Source organism: Parasphingorhabdus sp. SCSIO 66989 (genome assembly GCF_032852305.1).
GTDB lineage: Bacteria > Pseudomonadota > Alphaproteobacteria > Sphingomonadales > Sphingomonadaceae > Alterisphingorhabdus > Alterisphingorhabdus coralli.
On record NZ_CP136594.1, the window covers coordinates 2,639,186 to 2,654,624 of the forward strand.

Consider the following 15,439-nt stretch of genomic DNA (forward strand, 5'->3'; position numbering starts at 1 on the left):
GGCCAATCTGCCCGATAATAACGAATCTTACTTTTTCAATATACTAGCTATACATAGAGCTAAAATAGCTATTGGTATAATTGAGAGATCATAAACTCCTAAAATTAACTCCCATGGCGATTGAACCAAACCTAGGCCACTTTGCATTGCTTCACATTGAATTAAATCTGAACGGGTAGGACCGCAATGTTTTGTCAAGAAAAAAGAGATAAATAGAAGCGTGTAAAGTGATGAAAAAAATGTTGCGATAGCACGTGTTTTATAGGACTTTGCCGAAAACTGACGTAGCGGTGATTCATCAAATCTCCTGCAAGCCAGTACAGTAGCAAAGCCTAGTGTGTATAAGGGCCTCGGGCTTTTGATCATGATCATTTTCCTTTCAAGGTTTATTATAACAGCATTTGCTAAAACCGGAAATGGTCAAGATTTTTTTGGGACGTTACTACGGTTGCTGTAAGCGATCATCCTCAGCATCCATATACAGCCCGCCTAAACTCTTCGGCATGCTGTCATCGGTGACCAAGACCGTTTTCCCGCCATCTGATGCCGCATCGCGCAGGGCTTCCATGGCGTTTGTCTGCGCGAAAAAGGCTATAGCGGTTTTGGCTGACAGGCCGGTTTCGCCGACAAATTTCTGCAGCGCTTGCGCATTGCCCTCGGCGACGATTTCGCGGAACTGGGCATAGCCTTCGGCCTTTTTGATCATCGCCTCTTTCTGCGCTTCGGCTTCCAGTACCGCCTTGATCTTGACCGCCTCACCTTCATTGGTCGCCGCTTCTTTGAGGCGTTTTGCCGCGATCACCCGGTCAAAGGCGGACTTCAGTTCTTCGGAAGGCTGCGGATCATCGACCAGCACATTGACAATGCGGAAGCCATAATTGCTGAGCTTATCGGTCAGCGTTTCTTCAACATCATCCTCAAACGCCGCCTTTGACTGGAACAGCTCATTAAAGTCCAAGCCGGCTGCAGTAGAGCGCACCTGGTTGATGACATAGGCGGCAACCTGCGTCTCGGCATCTTCCAGCAGATAAAAGGCCTTGTTCGCCGCCTGCTCTGCCACCTGATATTGCACCCGGATAGGCACCACGACAAAGGCGTTGTCCGAGGATTTAACCGAGACATCGCGCTCAATTTGCAGAATTTGCAGCGAATAATTGCCGCTCGCTATCTGTATCGGCCAGGGCAGTTTGAACGACAGCCCGGCAGTCGCGGTGCGGCTATATTTGCCGAAGGTCTCGATAAAGCGGACATGCTGTTGCTTGGTTATGAAAATACATGAACTACCGACGATGATCGTTAAAAAAATGCCCACCGGAAATATGGCGAAATCCAACATGTGTTTATCCTTCCCAACCCAGAAGCGGGTCAACCTGACTGCGCGTGTAAGAGTGATAGCCCGCGCGCGTTTTGGCGTATAGCGGTTTGGCGATTGCCATGCCCCATTCGCCCTGTTTGCTCATCGCCTTGTAAAGCGGCGCGACGAATTTATTACGGCCTATCCGACTGAGGAACGCTTCGGCCTGCGGCACGGCGGGTTGGTATCGGTTGCGCAGTGCTGCCTCAAGCCAGAGGAACAGCACTTCATTATTACCGGTTTTTGATACGCCCAAGGCGTCATCCAGCATGGCGAGTTCGTCATTATTCACCAATTCAGGCAGTTTGCGCATAAAGCGCATCTGTTCCGCGCCCGTCCAATCGCTCCATGCCTCGACAGGAAGTATGCGATTTTCGCCATAGCGTTTGGCGGCGGCATCCACTTCGGCAAAGGCCTGCGGATCGGGCTTGGCAGCATTGCTCGGAATGCCGGTGCCGTAAATCCATTCATCGAGCATCAGCTTCGCTTCCAGCTCGGCATCACCCTTGATCAGGCCTTCGCGGATTTCTGCCAGCCACATTTCTGATGTCGCTGGCTGAAACGCATGGCTATCAAACCAGCCGCGCATCCACTCATCGAATTTCTCTCGGCCGATAATCTGCTCCACGGTGCGCAGAAACACCGTGCCCTTGTCATAAATCGCCTCACCTGCGGTATCGAAGGGTGTGATGCTGTCGGGCGTGCGCATCGCGGTGACCGGGTTGTCTGCACCGCGCTCCTCCACCATTGCCACCAGCGAGCCATAGCTCAGCGCATATTCCTGTTCGGCGCGCTTTTTGCCGAATACGGACTCGCTGATGCGGCTTTCAAAATAGGAGGTTACGCCCTCATTCAGCCATCCATCACTCCAACTGGCATAGGTCACCAGATTGCCTGACCAGCTATGCGCCAGCTCGTGCGCGACCAGCCCGGTATTGCTGCGGTCCCCGGCGATAAAGGTCGGCGTCAGGAAGGTCATCACCGGGTTTTCCATGCCGCCATAGGGGAAGCTGGGCGGTAGCACGATCATGTCATAGCGGCCCCAGCGATAGGGGCCGTAAATCGCCTCTGCCGCATCGATCATCGCTTCGGTATCAACCAGCTCGGCCTTGGCAACCTCCAGCATGGACGGCTCGGCCCAGACGCCCGAGCGCGGGCCCAATTCGGCAAAGGCAATATCGCCCACCGCAATCGCGATCAGATAGGGGGGCACCGTCTTGTCCATGGTGAAGGAAAAGCGGTGCATCCCCTCACCAGCCGGTTCCGGCTCACCCTGCAATATGCCGCTCATCACGACTTTCAGGTCTTGCGGTGCGGTGATTTTCGCTTCCCAGCTTTGGCGGATGCCGGGGCTGTCCTGTGTCGGGATCCAGCTGCGATTGAGGATCGCTTGGCCCTGGCTGAACATGAACGGCTTTTCGCCGCCTGCAGTCTGTTCCGGCGACAGCCATTGCAACGCCTCGGCATCGGGGCCGCTGGCATAGCTGATGGCGATTTTCTCCGGCGCTGCGCCGCCATCGGCGCCAAAGCGAATGGTGAATGGCGCGCCTGCAAGCCCGGCATCCTCACCAATGGTGAAGCCAAGCGGTTGGCCATCCTGATCAGTCACGCTGGCAACTGAAAGGCCCTTGGAATCGAGAATGATCTCGCGCGCATCCGGCGCCGCATCGATATCCAGCGTCGCGCTGCCTGCCACACGCTTGGCAGCAAAATCCAGCGTCAGGTCGAGATCGACATGGGTGACGCGCGCTTCCAACGGCTTGGCATAGGTGAGCGCATCACGCGCCTCTTCGCTGGTCAATATCGGCGCTATAGTGCGTGTAGTCTCAGCAGAGGAAACACTGGCGCACCCTGCGGTCAAGGCCAGCAAAGGGGCGACGAGAGAGACGGACAAACGCATGCGAACTCCTGAAATCACATAAGAAAAAGCTCCGTACCCCAGCGAGGGATACGGAGCCAGAGCTTTTCCATAGGCGGCTTTTGCAGCAGCGCCGAGATATTCTGATCTATCAGAACAACAGTGTTTTAGGATCGGGCATTGGCTGCTGCTTCTGCGCCGCAAGAAGCGGTTTGACCGAACGCACGATGAACCAGACCAGGATCAGCGGGAACAGAAAGATGCCGATGATTACAAATGAGAGGATGAAAGCAACAATGCCAGCGATTGTGCCGATCACAAATGTATAGATATGATAGGTAAAATGGCTCTCTTCCCAACTTCCCGCAGCTTCACTTTTCCAGATAAAGGCGAGCACGACGCCGATTATGCTGGTTATGCCGGTAAGCAGTGATCCAAGATACAAAAGTGAAATGATGGTTGGCTGATTAAGATCAAAATCGCCGCCGCTCTTTGGTGTATTCTCTGACATATTTTTCCCCGTACTAGGCTGTTTCAGACCATGTTGTCAGCCGCTATCCCTCTCACTGGAAGCAGATGCCAAGGCCTTTGTGGTTAAAGTACAATGGGCCATTAGCAGGAGCGCAAAGTGTAAACCAGAGCAACGCTGTCCATTTTCCTTGCGAAAATGTAACTTTTTATCTGGCTGAGCGACCAGGGATGATGGTCAATGCGATTCCACCGATAATCGCAAGACTGCCCGCTATCAGTCGCAGATCCAGCCCTTCCCCCAACAGCAACACACCGCCCAACGCGGCAATGGCGGGGACAGAGAGCTGTGCCGTCGCAGCCAATGTCACGCTGATCCGGGGCAGAACAGCATACCAGAGGATATAGCCCAGAGCCGAGGTCACGGCCCCTGATGCTATGGCAAGCCAGAAACCATAGGGCTCTAATGTCCCGGCGTTCCCCACAAAGGGCAGCAACAGCAGCGCCAGCGGCACCGCGCCAAGAAAATTGCGCGCCGTTGCCAGTCGAGGATCATCAACAGAACGCCCGAGCCAGCTATAAGAACCCCAGGCCGCACCCGACAGCGCCATCATCAGCGTCGCACCCAATGGCGGCGCGGTCACGCCCGGGAGCAGTAAATAGAGAAGCCCGGCAAAAGCCAGCGCCAATCCGGCCCATTGCACCACGTTTGGCCGCACGCCTTTGACAATGCCAATACCCTGCATGGTGATCTGCACCAGTGCAAACAGGATCAGCGCGCCGGTACCAGCCGAAAGCTGAACATATGCCAGCGAAAACGCGGCGGCATAAACAGAAAGCGCCAGTGCCATTGGCCAGCTGTCGGCGCGTGGCCAGATATTGCGACCATGCCGAAAACCCAGCAACAGCGTAAGCATGAGTGCGCCTGACACCAGCCGAACGATAGTAAAGCTGGCCCAGTCAATCGCACCATCGGCCAGCGCCGCACGGTTCAACAACGAGTTACCGGCAAAAGCAAGCAGCGCAAGCAGCAGCAATGCAGTGATGCGCAGCATAGACTTGGCGCGGGTAGCAGGTCAGGCGGCAGGGCGGAAGATAATCGGCCCGCCAAGCTCCAGCGATTTCTCATAAGCCGGACGCGCCTGCATAGTCGCAAGGTAGCGCTGTAACTCGGGATAGGCAGACATGAGCTGGGCTGCGGTTGCCACCTCAAGCAGGTAACACAGATTGATATCGGCACCGGTGAGGCTGTCACCGACAAGAAATTCCCGCCCGGCCAACGCATCATTGGCAAAGCCCAGCAATTTGGTGACCTCGGCAGTGATAAACGGCGTCAGCGCCTCACCCAGACCACCAAAACGCGGTGCCAGTGCCGTCAAGATCACCGGCATGCCCATAGTGCCCTCGGCAAAATGCATCCATTCCAGATAGCGCGCACGGTCAGGGCTGTCGGGCGCAGGCGCGAAGCCACCATCGCCAAAACGCTCAATCAGATATTCGATAATCGCACCCGATTCGACCATGGTAACGCCGTCGACAATTACCGTTGGCGCCTTGGCCAGTGGATGCACCGCGGCCAGTTCTTCGGGCGAGCGGAATGTCTCAGGGTTACGTGCATGGCGCACCATCTCATAATCGACCTTCATTTCCTCCAACAGCCAGATGATGCGGGTGGAGCGGGAATATTCGAGATGGTGCAGGATGATCGACATAGAGGTGCTGCCTTTCTTGAGAGCGGTTTGGTCCGGCCTAGAAAGAGTGATCGCTTATGACAATAGCGTGCGTAAAAACTACGCCATTAATGCCCGATGACACCCAGGCTCTCAAAGGGCCGATCATGCTCGGAGAACTTCTCGACCAGCGTCGCGCTCGCCTGATTGAGGCCGATAATCTGCACCTGCTTGCCTTCTTTTTGCAGCCTGCCGACGATCTTCTCCAACATGCCTGAAGCGGAAATGTCCCAGAAATGGGCTTCGTGCACATCGATGATCACGGTATCGATATCGTCCTCGTTAAACTCCATCGCTTCATAGAGCAGATCGACGGAGCCGAAAAATATCTCGCCACCAAAGCGGTAGCTATGTGTCCGGCCGTCAACCTCATCCTCGATCCGCACCAATTGCCGCACTTTATAGGCAAAGAATATGCCGGAGAGCAGCACCCCGGTCAGCACCCCCATGGAGAGGTCATGCGTCCACACCACCACGCCGACCGTTGCCAGCATCACGATATTGGAGGGCAGCGGATGCTGCCGGATTTCAAGGAAGGAGCGCCAGCGAAAGGTGCTGATCGAGACAAAGATCATCACCGCGACAAGCGCCGGCATCGGGATCAGCGCCACCCAATTCCCAAGTGCCACGATGAGCACCAGCAGCATCACCCCGGCAACAAAGGTAGAGAGCCGACGGCGGCCACCCGAGGTGATATTCACCACCGACTGACCAATCATCGCGCAGCCACCCATACCGCCGAGAAATCCGGTAACGAAATTAGCCACGCCCTGACCATAGCATTCCATCCGCTTGTCGCTGCGCGTCTCGGTCATGTCATCGACAATCGACGCGGTCAGCAGGGATTCCAGCAGGCCAACCGCCGCCATGGCAAGCGAATAGGGCGCGATAATCTGCAAAGTTTCAAAAGTCAGCGGTACATCGGGCAGATAAAAGCTGGGCAGGCTGTCGGGGAGCTTGCCGACCTCTCCCACGGTGATGACATCAATCTGGAAATAGATCGCCACCGCGGCAATCGCGATAATCGCCACCAGCGGCGCGGGGACAGCGCGCGTGACATAAGGTAGGCCGTAAATCATGATTAGCCCGGCCGCGACCATCGCATAGGTGGGAATGGTAAAGGCTTCGCCCGTCAGCTGTGGCAATTGCGCCATAAAGATCAGGATCGCCAGCGCGTTGACAAACCCGGTAATCACCGAGCGGGAAACAAAACGCATCAACAGGTCCAGCCGAAGCAGCCCGGCAATCCCCTGAAACACCCCCATCAACACGGTCGCAGCGAAGAGATAATCGACCCCATGCTCGCGCACCAAAGGCCCCACCAGCACCGCAACCGCCGCCGTTGCGGCGCTGATCATCCCCGGACGTCCGCCCACCAGCGCGATGATAACCGCGATGGAGAAACTGGCATAAAGCCCAACTCTCGGATCAACACCGGCGATAATCGAAAAGCCAATAGCCTCGGGAATCAGCGCCAGCGCCACCACCAGCCCGGCGAGAAACTCGGTACGCGGATTGGAGAGCCAGTCGCGGCGAAAGTTGCGATGAATTGCCATAAAATATCCTGAAGGGACCGAAGCGACTGGCCTTACAGCCCTCGTTCTGGCCCGGTAATTCTCTATTCTGAATGATTTTGTGCAGCGCAATATAGCGCCCTCGCCGCTCCAATGGACGCCGCTTGAACAGAAATCAAGCGATCAATGTCTGCGCCTGACGCAATACATCATCCAGCATTCCCTCGGTCAGCCGCCCGGTATTCATATTATAGCGCGAACAATGATAGCTACTGACCAACCAGCGGCCATCGGGAAGCGGATATTGCGCGCCATGGGCAAAGGGCACATCTTTTTGCAGCAGCCCGGCATCGCGCACCAGCGCCTTATGCGCCACGCTGCCCAGCGCCAGCAGCACCTTAGCTTTGGGCAGGCCATTGAGCGTCTTGGCAAAATAGCGGCTGCACTTGGCCACCTCTGCACCCAATGGCTTGTTCTGTGGCGGCAGGCACTGGATCACATTGGCAATCGCCACGCCATGCAGCACCAGCCCGTCATCCGCTCGTGCATCATAAAGACCATTGCTCAGCCCCTGCCGTGCCAAGGCTGCATGCAACACTATGCCCGAGGCATCGCCGGTAAATGCCCGCCCGGTGCGGTGCGCGCCCTGCATCCCCGGTGCCAGCCCGACTACGACCAGCCAGGCATCCGGATCACCCCAGGCAGGAACCGGCCGGTTCCACCAATCAGGGTGTTCCTTGCGCGTTTCCCGCCGCAATGCCACCAGCCGCGGACAGCGACGACAATTGGCAGGAGCCGCCCCTTTGGGCAGCACAGAAAAAGAACTGGTATCACTCACACGGCTTGCGATAGGGCGCAGCGATGGACGAAACAAGCGCCACATCTGGGCTACACCGCTATCTGATCGCGCTCGGTTCCAACCGACGACATCCGCGCTATGGCTTACCGCAAACAGTGCTTAACGCCGCAATAATAGCTTTGGACAAGGGAGCCTTGCGCCTTGTTGCAACCGCACCAATCATGACCAGCGCCCCCATCGGCCCGTCACAGCGCACCTATGCCAATAGCGCCGCGCTGATAGAAACCCATCTCATGCCCCCCGCCCTGCTCACCCATCTGAAGCAGATGGAAGGTGAATTCGGCACAAGACACAGGCGGCGCTGGTCGTCACGTGTGCTTGATCTCGACATCATCCTGTGGAGCGGCGGGATATGGATCACCGATAGCCTCACCATCCCCCACCCCGCCTTCCGTGACCGCGATTTCGTCCTCAAACCGGCAAAGCAAATAGCCAACCAATGGCGCGACCCGGTAACTGGCTGGACCGTTGCTCAACTCGCAACCCGCAATAAACGTGCCCGCAACCGCCCAAAGCGGGTTGACCCATCCGAGCCACACCATTAGGGGAAGCCCTCGCAACGCTATCAACGCATGCCTAATATAGGCATTGCACATGGTAACGGGCCCTTAGCTCAGTCGGTAGAGCAACTGACTTTTAATCAGTAGGTCGCTGGTTCGAACCCAGCAGGGCTCACCATATTTTTCAATGATTTATGGATGATTAAGGCGGTGCTGAGCGCCGCCAAAGATCGCTGGGGCACCGGTGGGGTACCAGAGTCGAAAATACTCCCACCCCCTTATGGCTTGCATAGCATATTTGCGTAATAACCGAACCTCGTTTCTGTCACACGAAACCGTGACATCAAAACTGGCGACATTATGAAGCAACTTTGACACGGCAAGTGTCTCAAGAAATATTGATTCACAGACAGTGCAATTCGGATTATTTTCTTACGCCTAGAACGTTATTTCTCCCTTTGCTGCATTTTGCGATCGACATTTTTATAAATTGGCTTCAAATAACTGACCCATTGATATTCCTTCGCAAAGGAAATGGATATGGAACAGTTAACGTGCGTCGATCTTTTTTCAGGTTGTGGTGGCTTCGGTTTAGGCGCGGAGCAGGCTGGATATAAAATTTTGGCCGCAGTAGACAATGACTCCGATCTTCAATCCGCCTACAAGCTCAACTTTCCGAAAACCTGGACGATGCAAGCTGACATAGAACAACTTGACAGGTCAGCTTGGAGTTTTTTGCTTGGGCGGGGCAAGCCAAGGCTTGATCTTCTCATTGGTGGCCCACCATGTCAGGGATTCAGCCGCATAGGCCTAAGACAAAAAAATGACCCTCGTAACACTTTGGTAGGTCACTATTTCCGGCATGTTCGACTGCTCAAACCTCGCGCTTTTGTGATGGAGAACGTTGAAGGCTTAATGGATGAAGTCAACATAGGGTTTCTTGAGAATGCTCTCGATGGCTTACCGAACTACTACAATGTCGTTGGACCGATTGTTGTTAACGCAGCTGATCTAGGAGCTCCTACAAAGCGAAGGCGAGTAATTGTTGTTGGTTACGACAAACGTGATGTTGATTGTTTCGGTGTTGCCGGTCTCGAGAAACTCAAATCTGCTAGAAAAGTGACTGTGAGAGAAGCAATTAGCGACCTACCTGCCCCGATACCGATGTCAAAAGATCGTGCGGACTACGGATGGTCTCGTTTTGCTCCATCAAATGGCGATAAGCTTTCCGAGTACGCGTATAAATGTCGATCAATGCCAGGTCAGAATCTTGGCTGGCACAATGCGCTAACAGAGCTTACGCAAGGGCGCTTATCGGGGTTGTTTACCACCAAACATAGCCAAGAAGTAATGGATCGTTTCATAGAAACAGAACAAGGGGTTATTGAACCAATAAGTCGCTACCCGAAGCTCGCGTGGAACGGGCAATGCCCAACTCTCCGCGCTGGTACTGGAGCAGACAAAGGGAGCTTCCAAGCGATGCGCCCGATACACCCGACACAACCCCGGGTTATAACAGTGCGTGAAGCCGCCCGACTACAGGGTTTCCCAGATTGGTTTGTATTCCACCCTACCAAATGGCATAGCTTTAGAATGATTGGCAACAGTGTATCTCCAATCGTAAGCCAAGCTGTTCTTTCACTTTTACATTCAAATTCTACTTTACGCGTTGCCGCATAAAGCCCAAGATTACTTTCCTTTCTCATCGGCAGGAAAATCATGGTTGAAGATAAATCTGAAATCGAAGTCCAGTTTGCTCCCGCGCCGTCTTATTTATTTGATTATATGACGGCTGATATTGAAACTGCGGAATGTGTATTTGATCTTATAGACAATTCTATAGATGCAGCTCGCAGTGCTATTAAGGTAGAGGAAAGTGACGTTCCTAGCGATTATAGTGGTTGTAAAATCGAGCTTTCCTTGAGCTCGAAAAGTATAATTGTCGAGGACAACTGCTCTGGAATGTCAGAGGATAACTTTTCCAAACGTGCCTTCAGAGCTGGTTTTAAGTCCCATCACTCCTTCGGTATCGGGCATTTTGGAGTCGGACTAAAGCGAGCAATACTAAAGCTGGGTAGTAGCTGTCAGATAACAACAGATGATGGAAACGCGTTACTTACGCTGAAATTCACAAGGAGCGATCTTGACAAAGCAAATGACCTAAAATTGCCAGCTACAAAAAGAGCTTCAACCAGCACCAAATTTACCAAAATCGAAGTTCAGGATGTTTCTGCAGACACGAAGCGAGACATAGACTCGATTCGCTGGAAAGAAACCTTGGTTGAAAATATCGGTAGAAGATATGGATTGTTCATTCGGAAGGGTCTGGAAATTAAAGTTGATGGCAAACAGGTGGGTGCTTTTGCACCGCAACCAGTGGAAAATGATTACATACCCTTACACTCAGAAAGTTTCAGAGCTCACGGTGTAGATGTAGAGATTGTTGCCGGCGTCCACGAGAAGTATCGATTTGGCAAAACCGCCAAAGGGACAATAGGCGCAGACCCGAACAATCTAAAAGTTCACAAAGCAATTGCAGCTGACTATGGCTGGTATGTGGTGTGCAATGATCGTGTCATTGTTCTTCACGACCAAGGGTACAAAACGGGTTGGACAACAAATTGGCACAACGAATATAGTGGATTTGTTGGCTGGTTACACTTTCGATCTGAAGACCCATCGCTGTTGCCCTGGAACACACGAAAGTCCGACATAAGGGAAAACAGCGAAATTTACTCCGAAATTTTGATTAAGTTACAAACTATTGCGCAAGGATACAGGAACAAAACCCCTCTGGCTAGGCGTACTGGTACTGGTGGTGGAAAATCATCGAAGTCATCAGGCAAAACCAGCAGTAAATCTAAAGCACCGACAGCAAAAGACGTATTAGAAGGCACAGCCACTAAATCCCAGCTCAGTTCAATAGATACAGTACTTCCTCAAAACAACGCATTCGCTTCCAAAAAGCCTAGACTAGCGGGTCTGGTTCATGACTGCGAGCGCCTCAAAATCACTGAATACCCCTATGCATCTGCTATCATTTTGAGGGTTGTTTTTGAAGCTGCGCTTCGAGACTTTTTGCAACGGCAAAAACGATATACGGAAATGCGAAATGCTATTTTGGACAACAAGCTCGAGCCCGGCCAAAGCATTTCCGATAAGAAACGGAAAAACTATTCACCGCTGTTGGGCGACATGCTTGTTTGGTGCGATCATAATAGCGACGTTTTCCCTGACGCTCATGCAAGAGTTTGCAAACTCTCCTGCCAGAAATTCTCTCAACACCTTAAAACGTTAAACGGTGTGGTTCATGAGGAAGGAGGAATCGTTGATGCAGGCAAAGTAAGGATTGTTAGAGATGAAGTATTGCAAGGCTTATTGCACCTTCTTGGCTCGTAGCCTTAGCAAGTTCGCTTACCAAAAACAAAACCAATAAAGTTGGATGATTTCCAATTTAGCAAGTAAACGGACCAGCTGCATCTGTAACACAAGCCGCTTCTTAACCTAGCTCATATCCTTAGTTTCCAACGCTTCCACCCAACCAAAGCATGTCCACAAAAAGCAGATCAAAGCCGCCTCTCGTACCCTCAACAGTCACCTTTTGCCCAACAAGCTTGCGCGCTTTCCAGCCCCAACCGCAATCGAGCTGCCAGACACCGCCTCCATCCACTTCCAGTGCGTAGAGGCCATATCGCGACCGGCGCAATATGCCCGTCACCGTGTGGCGTGTTCCCATCGGCATGTCGGGTATCTCCCCCGTAAAGTCGATGGCGGTACGCCCCCGCTTTCGACTTCACACCTGATCCTCTGGTGATCGGGGAGTTAGTAAACCGACAGAGATCGGTCCCTACGACCTTTAGGCCCGAGAGCCCTGGACATACGTCGCAGGCTCCCCGACCATAGGGTCAAGGATGTGTCGGACTGCTACGGGCAGTCCAACCGTCTCTGTCGGGGTTACTACGCCCCAATGCCGTGCGTGGCGGCATCACCAAGCTGTATGGGACAGGTCGCTCTTATAGGCAATGGAAAGCTGCATAGCCGGGGTTTTGCCTGATCTTGGCCAGACTATTTCGTATAATCACCCAGTTTCAGCAACAGAAAGAAGCCATTATGGGCGGTATCAATTCCGGGCGGAAACGCAGCGTCCATCGCGGTGCAGTCGAGCAGTTTCCTGTCATCGACATGCGCGTGCTGAAGCGCGCTGGGCTGCTAAAGCCCGGTGAATGCACATATGACATGCTGCGATGGCAAAATCAGGACCTAACGCTGCTTGAGGAGCGAATTTTTATCGATTTGAGCGATCCTGACGATGCTTCGATCCGCATAGCTGGGGATGTCGCTGCCCAACGTGCAGCAATTGAATGTGTCCCATGCCCCTATGGCGGCTATCGCTGCTACTTTCTGTGTCCGTTGATAGGCATACGATGCGAGCAGCTATTTCTCGTTGATGGCATATTCGCCTCACGCAAAGCCCATAAGCTGACCTATGCAAGCCAAAGCGAAGATGACCTATCCCGATCCCGCCGCAAGGTCCGCAAGCTGTATAGGCAGGTGGAGGGAGACAACCGTTATGCCCGTCCACGCGGTCGGAAGCGCTATAGCAAGGTGCAGGCCCTCAAACAGGCAAAACGCGAAGCCCGCGAATTATATCACGAGAAGCTGAGCGCAATGGTTGGTGATACCCGATAAAGGCAACCGGCAGGTCTGCTACCCGCTGGATACCCAACGCCCAATTTGGAGAATGGCAAGACACGCCAAAGTGCGCTCCAAGGCTCTGCGATGGCCTCATTTGAAATCAGTGGGTCGGGTCTGGGCAAAACTGTTGCGATATCCAAGGCAATCCGAGACACACCGTCGGAATCAGTAGTTCGGCGACATTGGAGAAATCCCATATCGGCACTGGGGTTTTTCCTGACAAGCGCTGGAATCCAATCTTATTGAGATGATCGTCGATCAAACAAGGAGACAATTATGCCAACCAAAGCGACGACGATCATCACCCTTGCTGATCTTTGCAGCGAGATGAAGATCAAACCACGCGAGGCGCGAATGATGCTGCGGCTCGCCGTTTCAAAGAAGGATGAATATCCGGCCTTGAAAGAAACACACGTGCCGCGTCATCCATGGCAATGGGCCAAAGGTTCAAAGGCGCTTATTGAAGCGAAAAAGGCGCTTTCAACGCCTCTGAACGACTGACTTACTCGGAAATTGCCAAAATCATCCTACAGGGACTTTTTGGCAATTTTCCAGTTCCTCCCTTCCTTCACGACGCCAATATCCTTGGCCGCACGGCGTAAGGTGCGCTCGGAGAAAGATCGTTTTTCCCCTGCGAGCAATACCACGCTGACCGGTTTGGAACCTCCAGCCAGATATTGTTTGAGGAACGTCATAGCGGATTTTCTAGCATCATCTGGGCGACCAGCCTGCCCAGTGGCTGGAGCCAAATCCTCAGGCTGAATATCGACTTCACCTAGCCATTTAAGTTTGGGCACTTTGCCCTTGCTGTAATCGCCGTCCTCAAGCTGATAAGCAAGCGATGGGCCGCGTTCGGACAGGTTGTGCTTGATATGCATCATCACCCGCACATCCGGATCCTCTGGATGCAATCCAAGCATTAGTGCTGAACGCGCCGCAGCGGTGATGTCGATGGAACCCAGACCGCGATAGATGGCTTTGTCCTTCCCACCCTTGGTGAGATGCCGCAATCCGATGATGGTGATATTGGTGCGCTTCGCCAATTCAGACAGCCGCGCCATAAAGGGCCGCGTCTCATTGGCTTTGTTCATATCAATACCGCCCTGCATATAGGCAAGCAATGGGTCGAGAATGACCACAGTCACGCCTTTTTCAGTCACATGCTTTTCGATCCATCCCAGCGCCTCCTCTTCCAGCCGGAAGTATCGCGTCGTGTATGTGATGCGCGAGATATCCGCGCCCAGTCGCAACAGACGCGGCACAAGGGTGGTGTCGGTATCATCCTCCGCGCTCATGAATAGGACGTTGGTCGGCCTTGCCTTTGTCTGACCCGGCAAGGTTATGCCCGCCGAGAAGCAGGCAGCAATGGTGCACAGCAGATAGGTTTTGCCCGTTCCCGGATCGCCTTCGAGCAGATTGACCGCCCCGCGCACCAGATAGGGGAACCATGCGTAATCCACCTTTCGTGGTTTCACATCCGCCATCTCTGCAAACAGATCAGCATCCGCCGGTTCATAGCGTCCAACGCTGCGGGCGATCTTGCGCACCTGTTTGGCCAATAGAGGCGGCTCACAATGGACTTCATTAATTGCATTGAGCACTGTGATGATAAAATCGGCGCCATAACCCTGACGCCGAACCGCGCCCCCAATACTGGTTAGTGCATTGTCCCGTCCACCTTTGGCAATTCCTCCTGATGGCTCGTCGGGGTCGGACTGTTCGTCATTGGTGTTTCCACTGCCATTGATCGCCGTAATCGTCTTCGCGGGCAGGCGCACGATATTGTGGTTGAGATTTTCTGCCTCATAACGCCCGCCGTCAGGGTGATCGCTTTCAGGCAAGAGCGTATAGCCCGATGCGATGATATCGAGTTCTGGGCCTAGCCCGATCCGACTGCCTTTCACCTTCCGGCCATGGCGATAGTAAAGGTGCCGCCCATTGGGCGTTATGACCATCAGGGTCTTTGGCAAGGGACCGAGCTTCTTTGCTGCCTTCTCACCCTTCCGGCCATCAATATCCACCACCAGATAATCAGTCTCACGGACAACAGCAGCAAGGTTGATCCTGTCATCTTCGAGCAACCAGCTTTCAATAAGATCAAGGTCCAGGGTGGCGCTGTGGCTACCTTTTGGAGAGAAACGTGTATCGGGTTTCTTCGACCTGTGCTTGATGGCGATCACACCGATCTTGTCGGATACCATGCGGCGAGCAGCACGCATTTTCTTGCGCGCACGTTTCGAGAGGCGGGGTTTATAAGCCATTGGCTTCGCCTCCCTCTTCGCCGATCAGTTCGGTTAGGAAGGCGTCAATCTCGCTTTGGCACCATACGACTGTTCGAGGTGTGAGGTAACGGCGCTTGGGGAAGGCACCTTGCGCCTCCATTCTGAGCATCGTTGTATTGCTGAGTTTAATTCCCCTTCGCCGCAAATCGACAAGGGTAAGCAGTGTGTGACTCATAATT

At 53.5% G+C, this 15,439-nt stretch carries 16 protein-coding genes and 1 tRNA gene; 6 read left to right on the forward strand and 11 right to left on the reverse strand.

The genetic code is table 11. From position 1 onward, the window contains the following. Positions 1-27: 27 nt before the first annotated feature. The 8 genes from RB602_RS12420 to RB602_RS12455 form a co-directional block, all read right to left on the reverse strand. Positions 28-366: a hypothetical protein gene (locus RB602_RS12420; RefSeq protein ID WP_317080903.1), complete on the reverse strand. Its 339-nt coding sequence runs from the start codon at positions 364-366 to the stop codon at positions 28-30. Between the two features lie 76 nt (positions 367-442). Next, positions 443-1,336, reverse strand: a complete 894-nt coding sequence (locus RB602_RS12425; protein ID WP_317080904.1) for an SPFH domain-containing protein — start codon at positions 1,334-1,336, stop codon at positions 443-445. A gap of 4 nt (positions 1,337-1,340) precedes the next feature. Then, a complete protein-coding gene (locus RB602_RS12430) occupies positions 1,341-3,254 on the reverse strand; it encodes a M1 family metallopeptidase (RefSeq protein WP_317080905.1) in 1,914 nt (637 codons plus the stop codon). Between the two features lie 109 nt (positions 3,255-3,363). Beyond that, positions 3,364-3,723 carry a DUF4870 family protein gene (locus RB602_RS12435; protein WP_317080906.1) on the reverse strand — a complete coding sequence of 120 codons (360 nt, stop codon included), beginning with the start codon at positions 3,721-3,723 and terminating at the stop codon, positions 3,364-3,366. Between the two features lie 166 nt (positions 3,724-3,889). Beyond that, positions 3,890-4,735 carry a DMT family transporter gene (locus RB602_RS12440; protein ID WP_317080907.1) on the reverse strand — a complete coding sequence of 282 codons (846 nt, stop codon included), beginning with the start codon at positions 4,733-4,735 and terminating at the stop codon, positions 3,890-3,892. Between the two features lie 21 nt (positions 4,736-4,756). Further along, positions 4,757-5,392, reverse strand: a complete 636-nt coding sequence (locus RB602_RS12445; RefSeq protein ID WP_317080908.1) for a glutathione S-transferase family protein — start codon at positions 5,390-5,392, stop codon at positions 4,757-4,759. 86 nt (positions 5,393-5,478) lie between these two features. Continuing rightward, on the reverse strand, positions 5,479-6,966 hold the full coding sequence (locus tag RB602_RS12450; protein ID WP_317080909.1) for a SulP family inorganic anion transporter: 1,488 nt from the start codon (positions 6,964-6,966) through the stop codon (positions 5,479-5,481). Positions 6,967-7,099: 133 nt separating this feature from the next. Then, entirely contained in the window at positions 7,100-7,762 is a 663-nt protein-coding gene (locus RB602_RS12455; protein ID WP_317080910.1) for a uracil-DNA glycosylase, read from the reverse strand. A gap of 23 nt (positions 7,763-7,785) precedes the next feature. Here RB602_RS12455 and folK point away from each other — a divergent pair, with 23 nt between their 5' ends. From folK to RB602_RS12475, 4 genes are all read left to right on the forward strand, one after another. Beyond that, positions 7,786-8,328 carry a 2-amino-4-hydroxy-6-hydroxymethyldihydropteridine diphosphokinase gene (gene folK, locus RB602_RS12460; RefSeq protein WP_317080911.1) on the forward strand — a complete coding sequence of 181 codons (543 nt, stop codon included), beginning with the start codon at positions 7,786-7,788 and terminating at the stop codon, positions 8,326-8,328. A 57-nt stretch (positions 8,329-8,385) separates the two neighbouring features. Then, positions 8,386-8,461 (forward strand) — tRNA-Lys (locus tag RB602_RS12465). A 362-nt stretch (positions 8,462-8,823) separates the two neighbouring features. Further along, a complete protein-coding gene (locus RB602_RS12470; RefSeq protein WP_317080912.1) occupies positions 8,824-9,963 on the forward strand; it encodes a DNA cytosine methyltransferase in 1,140 nt (379 codons plus the stop codon). A 39-nt stretch (positions 9,964-10,002) separates the two neighbouring features. Next, positions 10,003-11,682 carry an ATP-binding protein gene (locus tag RB602_RS12475; protein ID WP_317080913.1) on the forward strand — a complete coding sequence of 560 codons (1,680 nt, stop codon included), beginning with the start codon at positions 10,003-10,005 and terminating at the stop codon, positions 11,680-11,682. A gap of 118 nt (positions 11,683-11,800) precedes the next feature. Here the strand turns inward: RB602_RS12475 and RB602_RS12480 are convergent, their stop codons facing one another. Beyond that, positions 11,801-12,025, reverse strand: a complete 225-nt coding sequence (locus tag RB602_RS12480; protein WP_317080914.1) for a DUF5818 domain-containing protein — start codon at positions 12,023-12,025, stop codon at positions 11,801-11,803. A 314-nt stretch (positions 12,026-12,339) separates the two neighbouring features. Here RB602_RS12480 and RB602_RS12485 point away from each other — a divergent pair, with 314 nt between their 5' ends. Both RB602_RS12485 and RB602_RS12490 read left to right on the forward strand, forming a co-directional pair. After that, a complete protein-coding gene (locus RB602_RS12485) occupies positions 12,340-12,972 on the forward strand; it encodes a hypothetical protein (RefSeq protein ID WP_317080915.1) in 633 nt (210 codons plus the stop codon). A 282-nt stretch (positions 12,973-13,254) separates the two neighbouring features. Continuing rightward, positions 13,255-13,479: a hypothetical protein gene (locus tag RB602_RS12490; RefSeq protein ID WP_317080916.1), complete on the forward strand. Its 225-nt coding sequence runs from the start codon at positions 13,255-13,257 to the stop codon at positions 13,477-13,479. Positions 13,480-13,505: 26 nt separating this feature from the next. Here the strand turns inward: RB602_RS12490 and RB602_RS12495 are convergent, their stop codons facing one another. Continuing rightward, complete coding sequence (locus RB602_RS12495; protein ID WP_317080917.1) at positions 13,506-15,239, reverse strand: AAA family ATPase; 1,734 nt, start codon at positions 15,237-15,239, stop codon at positions 13,506-13,508. Beyond that, on the reverse strand, positions 15,229-15,435 hold the full coding sequence (locus RB602_RS15410; RefSeq protein ID WP_406568361.1) for a helix-turn-helix transcriptional regulator: 207 nt from the start codon (positions 15,433-15,435) through the stop codon (positions 15,229-15,231). The genes RB602_RS12495 and RB602_RS15410 overlap by 11 nt, the downstream gene beginning before the upstream one ends. Positions 15,436-15,439: the final 4 nt, after the last annotated feature.

What these genes read in the sequence shown, in the direction of transcription:
- RB602_RS12435 (WP_317080906.1), bottom strand. Translation starts at nt 3,723, where the DNA reads ATGTCAGAGAATACACCAAAGAGCGGCGGCGATTTTGATCTTAATCAG.
- RB602_RS12445 (WP_317080908.1), bottom strand. Translation starts at nt 5,392, where the DNA reads ATGTCGATCATCCTGCACCATCTCGAATATTCCCGCTCCACCCGCATC.
- RB602_RS12490 (WP_317080916.1), top strand. Translation starts at nt 13,255, where the DNA reads ATGCCAACCAAAGCGACGACGATCATCACCCTTGCTGATCTTTGCAGC.
- RB602_RS12480 (WP_317080914.1), bottom strand. Translation starts at nt 12,025, where the DNA reads ATGCCGATGGGAACACGCCACACGGTGACGGGCATATTGCGCCGGTCG.
- RB602_RS12425 (WP_317080904.1), bottom strand. Translation starts at nt 1,336, where the DNA reads ATGTTGGATTTCGCCATATTTCCGGTGGGCATTTTTTTAACGATCATC.
- folK (WP_317080911.1), top strand. Translation starts at nt 7,786, where the DNA reads ATGGACGAAACAAGCGCCACATCTGGGCTACACCGCTATCTGATCGCG.
- RB602_RS12450 (WP_317080909.1), bottom strand. Translation starts at nt 6,966, where the DNA reads ATGGCAATTCATCGCAACTTTCGCCGCGACTGGCTCTCCAATCCGCGT.
- RB602_RS12470 (WP_317080912.1), top strand. Translation starts at nt 8,824, where the DNA reads ATGGAACAGTTAACGTGCGTCGATCTTTTTTCAGGTTGTGGTGGCTTC.
- RB602_RS12475 (WP_317080913.1), top strand. Translation starts at nt 10,003, where the DNA reads ATGGTTGAAGATAAATCTGAAATCGAAGTCCAGTTTGCTCCCGCGCCG.
- RB602_RS15410 (WP_406568361.1), bottom strand. Translation starts at nt 15,435, where the DNA reads ATGAGTCACACACTGCTTACCCTTGTCGATTTGCGGCGAAGGGGAATT.
- RB602_RS12430 (WP_317080905.1), bottom strand. Translation starts at nt 3,254, where the DNA reads ATGCGTTTGTCCGTCTCTCTCGTCGCCCCTTTGCTGGCCTTGACCGCA.
- RB602_RS12420 (WP_317080903.1), bottom strand. Translation starts at nt 366, where the DNA reads ATGATCAAAAGCCCGAGGCCCTTATACACACTAGGCTTTGCTACTGTA.
- RB602_RS12495 (WP_317080917.1), bottom strand. Translation starts at nt 15,239, where the DNA reads ATGGCTTATAAACCCCGCCTCTCGAAACGTGCGCGCAAGAAAATGCGT.
- RB602_RS12440 (WP_317080907.1), bottom strand. Translation starts at nt 4,735, where the DNA reads ATGCTGCGCATCACTGCATTGCTGCTGCTTGCGCTGCTTGCTTTTGCC.